Annotated in this window: 5 protein-coding genes; 3 read left to right on the top strand and 2 right to left on the bottom strand. The window is 69.2% G+C overall.

The genetic code is table 11. From position 1 onward, the window contains the following. On the top strand, nt 1–1,454 hold a 1,454-nt coding region (locus tag J9611_RS11920; RefSeq protein ID WP_211880432.1), incomplete at its 5' end, for a Stk1 family PASTA domain-containing Ser/Thr kinase. A 14-nt stretch (nt 1,455–1,468) separates the two neighbouring features. On the opposite strand, the gene J9611_RS11915 is transcribed toward J9611_RS11920, so the two are convergent. Both J9611_RS11915 and J9611_RS11910 read right to left on the bottom strand, forming a co-directional pair. After that, nucleotides 1,469–2,860 (bottom strand): class II 3-deoxy-7-phosphoheptulonate synthase, encoded by a 1,392-nt coding sequence (locus J9611_RS11915; RefSeq protein WP_211880431.1) that lies wholly within the window; start codon nt 2,858–2,860, stop codon nt 1,469–1,471. Nucleotides 2,861–2,924: 64 nt separating this feature from the next. Then, nucleotides 2,925–3,689 (bottom strand): lysophospholipid acyltransferase family protein, encoded by a 765-nt coding sequence (locus J9611_RS11910; RefSeq protein ID WP_211880430.1) that lies wholly within the window; start codon nt 3,687–3,689, stop codon nt 2,925–2,927. A 173-nt stretch (nt 3,690–3,862) separates the two neighbouring features. Between J9611_RS11910 and J9611_RS11905 the strand changes: the two genes are divergently transcribed. Next, nucleotides 3,863–4,666 carry an alpha/beta hydrolase gene (locus J9611_RS11905; protein WP_211880428.1) on the top strand — a complete coding sequence of 268 codons (804 nt, stop codon included), beginning with the start codon at nt 3,863–3,865 and terminating at the stop codon, nt 4,664–4,666. After that, entirely contained in the window at nt 4,659–5,192 is a 534-nt protein-coding gene (locus J9611_RS11900; protein ID WP_211880426.1) for a hypothetical protein, read from the top strand. Before J9611_RS11905 ends, J9611_RS11900 begins: the two co-directional genes overlap by 8 nt. Nucleotides 5,193–5,300: the final 108 nt, after the last annotated feature.

The raw sequence follows: 5,300 nt of genomic DNA, 5'->3' as shown, positions 1-5,300 counted from the left end.
AACTCGTGCAGTGGTGCACCGCCAACGATCCCGACAAGCGTCCCGTCGACGGGAACACGCTGCTGTCCGAACTGCGCCATATCCGGACCAACCTCAGCGACGCCGAACTTGACCTCCAGCCGCCCGCTGCCGTCCTGGGCCCTCCGCCCGGTGTGGCCCCGGCGCCGGCCCGGCCTCCCCGCAGCCAGGCGCCCCGTCCGGCGGCGGACCCGTCCGCCCCCGCCGCCTCCCCCGCCGCCGCCTCCCCCGCCGCCGCCTCCCCCGCTGCCGCTGCGCACACCGAAGTGCTCCGCGGGCCCCAGCAGCAGACAGAGGTCATCGCGCACGGCAGCAATCCCACCACGGTGATGTCCGGGGCTCCCCGGCGCCCGGCCTACGGACCGCTGGCCACCCCCGAGGAGGAACCGTACCCCCGCCCCAGGCTGCAGAACCCCGGCGACCAGGCGCTGGCTGCCCCTGCGGTTCCGGCCAGCAAGCGGGCGCAGCGCCAGCAGGACCGCGAGGAGCAGAAGGCGCGCCGGCGCGCCGCCGCCACCCCCGTCCGGAGCCTGCGCGAGGGGGGCAGCCGACGGCGGGGCCTGCTGTGGGTCCTGGTCCTGGTCCTCGCGGCGTTGCTGGCAGCGGGCGCCGGCTGGTTCTTCGGCATGGGTCCGGGGTCCCCCGGCACCATTCCGCCCGTGACGAATAAGACGGTGGCGGAGGCCCAGCAACTGCTCCGGACGGCCGGCTTCTCGTCCACCGTCAAGGACGTCTTCGACGACGACATCCCGCCGGGCCTGGTGGTCGGCTCCGAGCCCCCGGCCGGCCAGGTGATCCGGAAGTTCCAGCCGGTCTCGCTCGCCGTCTCCAAGGGCCCGGAGCTGTTCCCGCTGCCGGAGCTCTCCGGGCAGAGCCTGGAGGCGGCCAAGACCGCCCTCAACGGCGCGGGCATGGCCCTGGGGACGATCACCGAGACCTACGATGAAACCGCTGCAGCCGGGACCGTCCTTTCCCAGGCGCCGCGCAGCGGCAATCCGGTCCGCCATGGCACCCCGGTGAACCTGACCGTATCCAGGGGGCCGCAGCCCATTCCCGTGCCGGATGTCCGGGGCAAGGATCAGGACGACGCGGTCAAGGCGCTCGAAGCCGCCGGGCTGAAGGCCGTGGTTTCCCCGGAGACGGTCAATGACCGCAAGGTCCCCAACGGCGCCGTCGTCGCGCAGGATCCCGCCTCCGGCAGCCTCACCCGGGGCGGTGCCGTGACCCTGACCGTTTCCAGGGGTCCGAAGCTCGTGGACGTGCCCAGCTTCATCGGCAAGCAGGCCGACAAGGCCACAGAGGCCCTCAAGGAACTGGGCTTCGACGTCCGCGTGGACAACATCCTGGGCGGCCGTTTCTTCGGCACCGTCCGGGACCAGGATCCGGTCAACACCAAGGCCCCGGAAGGCTCAACGGTCACGCTTACCGTGTTCTAGCGCTGTATCGCAACCTAGCGCTTGGACAGGGCTCCGGCCACCAGGAAGGCCATCTCGAGCGACTGCATGTGGTTCAGGCGCGGATCGCAGACGGATTCGTAGCGGTCCAGGAACGCTTCCTGGTCGATCGGGTCGGCTCCACCGAGGCATTCGGCGACGTCGTCGCCGGTCATCTCCACGTGCAGGCCGCCCGGGACGGTTCCCAGGCCGTGGTGCACTTCGAAGAACCCGCGGACCTCGTCCATGACGTCGTCGAAGTTGCGGGTCTTGTAGCCGTTGGGCGAGGTGACGGTGTTGCCGTGCATCGGGTCCGTGACCCAGAGGACCTGGGCGCCGGAGGCGGTGACACGCTCGACGATCGGGGGAAGCTTTTCGCGGATGTTGGTGGCGCCCATCCGGCTGATGAAGGTCAGGCGGCCGGGTTCGCGGTCCGGGTCAAGCCTGTCGATCAGGCGCAGCGCATCGTCGCCGCTCGTGGACGGGCCCAGCTTCACGCCGATCGGGTTGCGCACCCGGGAAAGGAAATCGACATGGGCGTGGTCCAGTTCGCGGGTACGCTCACCGATCCAGAGGAAGTGCGCCGAGGTGTCGTAGGGAAAGCCGGTGCGCGAGTCGATGCGCGTCAGTGCACGCTCGTACTCCAGCAGCAGCGCCTCGTGGCTGGCATAGAACTCCACGCGCTTGAGCGCCTCGAAGTCCGCTCCGCAGGAGGCCATGAACTTGATGGCCCGGTCAATGTCCCGCGCCAGCGACTCGTAGCGTGCGTGGGCGGGGTTTTCCGTGAAGCCCTTGTTCCACTGGTGCACGAGGCGCAGGTCCGCGAATCCGCCCTGCGTGAAGGCACGGATCAGGTTCAGGGTCGACGCCGAGGTATGGTACGCCGTCAGCATCCGGCCGGCATCGTGGGCACGGGATTCCGGCGTGAAGTCATAGCCGTTGACGATGTCGCCGCGGTACGCCGGAAGCGTCACGCCGTCGCGGGTCTCGTCGTTGGACGAGCGGGGCTTGGCGAACTGGCCCGCCATGCGGCCCATCTTGATGACCGGCATCGCCGCACCATAGGTGAGGACGACCGCCATCTGGAGGATCGTCTTGACCCGGGCGCTGATCTTGTCCGCCGTGGCGGCCCCGAAGGTTTCCGCGCAGTCGCCGCCCTGGAGCAGGAAGGCCTTGCCCTGGGCGGCAGCCGCGAGGCGGTCCCGCAGGATATCCACTTCGCCCGCAAAAACGAGGGGCGGAAGGACCGAAAGGTCCTTGACCGAGGCCTCAAAAACAGCCTTGTCCGACCAGCTGGGCTGCTGGGAGGCCGGAAGCTCCCGCCAGTGGTCCAGCCCCGGATAGTCGGCTGCACCGCTCTGTGCAGTACTGGTCAGCGGGGAGGCAGATTTCTCAGATAGCTCAGTCACCCTCTAAGGATAGTTGCCCCGGCGCTGATGGAGGGACCCCGCCGTCATTGACAGTTCCGCTGCGTCACACTTTTCCCGGACCTGCCGGTCCGTCGTCGGGACGGAACTGCTCCGGCGCCTTCCCCGGGAGCGCTTTCCCCGCGATCGCCTTCCCCGCGAGGCGGAGCTTGACGACGGCGGCGTACTCGTCGACGTACTCCTGGCCGGACAGCCGCATCAGTTCATACATGATCTCGTCGGTCACGGACCGCTGGATCAGCCGGTCGTCCGCCATCCCGTAATAGCGGCTGAAGTCCAGCGGCTCGCCGAAGATCATCCCGATACGCCGGATGCTGGGCACCCGTTTGCCGATCGGCTGGACCTTGTCCGTTCCGATCATGGCCACGGGAATGACCGGGACGCGTGCCTGCAGGGCGAGCCTGGCCACGCCCACCTTCCCCCGGTATAGCCGCCCGTCCGGGCTGCGGGTGCCCTCCGGATAGATCCCGAGCAGCGAACCGTTCCGGAGCACGTCCAGGCCGGCGTTCAGCGACTGCGCCGAGGCGGCTCCCCCGGTCCGGTCCATCGGCAGCTGGTTGGTCAGCCGGAAGAAGGCCGCGGTCAGCCTGCCCTTGAACCCGGTGCCGGTGAAGTATTCCGATTTCGCCAGGAACACCACGGGACGGGGCACGGTGAGCGGCATGAAGATCGAATCGGAGAAGGACAGATGGTTCGACGCCAGGATGGCGGCACCGTCGGCGGGGACGTTGTCCAGGCCTTTGACCCACGGCCGGAACAGCAGCTTCAGCACCGGCCCCAGGACGAACGTCTTCATGAACCAATAAAACACGTGGCGTACCCCTAATGAAGTCCTCCCGGCAGGCCCCCACGGGGCCAGTCCAGCACCTCACTGACACCCTACTCTAGTGAGTTTTAACCGGAAGAGTGACACGATGGGCTCATGACCGGAAGCAGCTCCCAGGCACATTCCTCACCAGCTGTCCCAGAACCCCGGAGACCTAAATGAGCCCAGCCCCGGACCACACTCCCTTCAGCAGCGCGTTCACGGGCACCGGTGCCAGCACCGGCGTCGTGGTCTCCCACGGCTTCACCGGCAGCCCCCACGCTGTCCGGGCCTGGGCGCAATCCCTGGCCGACGCCGGGTATGCCGTGCGAATGCCGCTGCTCCCCGGCCACGGCACCAGCTGGCAGGACCTGGCCAGGACGCACTGGCAGGACTGGCACGCGGCCCTGGACGCGGCCTACCTCGAATTGGCCGGTGAGTGCGGGCACGTCGTCGTCGCCGGCCTGTCCATGGGCGGGGCCCTGGCGCTCCGGATCGCCGCCACCCGGCCCGTGGCCGGGACCGTGGTGGTGAACCCCGGCCTCGTCATCGATGACCCCCGCGCACCCCTGGCCGGGATCCTGAAATTCGTGCTCAAGAGCACCCCCGCGATCGGCAACGACATCCTCAAGCCGGACACGGACGAAGGCGCCTATCCGCGGACGCCGGTCGCCGCCGCGCACGAGCTGAACAAGTTGTTCAAGGACACCGTGCGGCTGCTGCCCCGGGTTACCGCCCCCGTCCGCGTGTACCGGTCGTCGGTGGACCACGTCGTCTCGGACAAGAGCATCGCCGCCCTGCGGCGCGGACTGACGCACGCCCCGCTCGAGGTCATCCGGCTGGAAAACAGCTACCACGTGGCTACCATGGACAACGACGCGCCTGGGATCTTCCGCGGCACGGCCGAATTCATCCGGTCCGTGACCGGCGGGGGCAACCCGGGCGCCGCCCACGCCAGCCGGAAGGACACGGCAGATGACTAGACCGGACCCCAATTCGCCGGATCCCGGGGCCAACCAGGACGACGCCGTCTGGCTGGACCTCGTTGCCCGGCTGGAGGGCAGGGACCCGGACGCGCCCGGCGGCGGGGCCGCAGCGGGCCGGGCCTTCAGGGACTTCGATCCGCTGGGCCTGTCCGGTGCCGCGCCGGTCGAACCCTCGGCCCGGGAACGCCTCGCCCCGAAGACGCCCGCCGCCGACGGCACCGGGGGCGCCGGGGGCCGTCCGGGCGCCGCGCCGGGACCGCGGGACTTTGAGGCCGACGACGACGAGGGCGCCTTCGTGCCGGAGGAGCCTCCCAGCCTGGCCGGAGCCGATCCGATGACGGTGCTTGCCTGGCTGGGGGCTGTCGGCGGCCCCGTGGCCCTCGTGATGGCCGCGATGTTCTGGCGGTCCGCCCCGCTGGTGGCCATCCTGGGAATCGTCGCCGCGTTCGCGGCGTCGGTGATCTTCCTGATCATGAAACTGCCGGGCGAAAAAGACGAGCACGACGACGGCGCACGCGTCTAGGACTGCGCTGAACAATTTGGGTGGTTTAAGGCGCGCCTGCTGGACTTCGCGCAGTGGTCCTTAAGACTGGGTGTATGCAAGGAATTGAGGCGGCCCAGCGCGGATATT

The organism is Pseudarthrobacter albicanus, assembly GCF_018224015.1.
Classification (GTDB): Bacteria; Actinomycetota; Actinomycetes; order Actinomycetales; family Micrococcaceae; genus Arthrobacter; species Arthrobacter albicanus.
The sequence above is the reverse complement of the archived record's forward strand: the minus strand, read 5'-3'. Positions and strand labels throughout refer to the sequence as shown.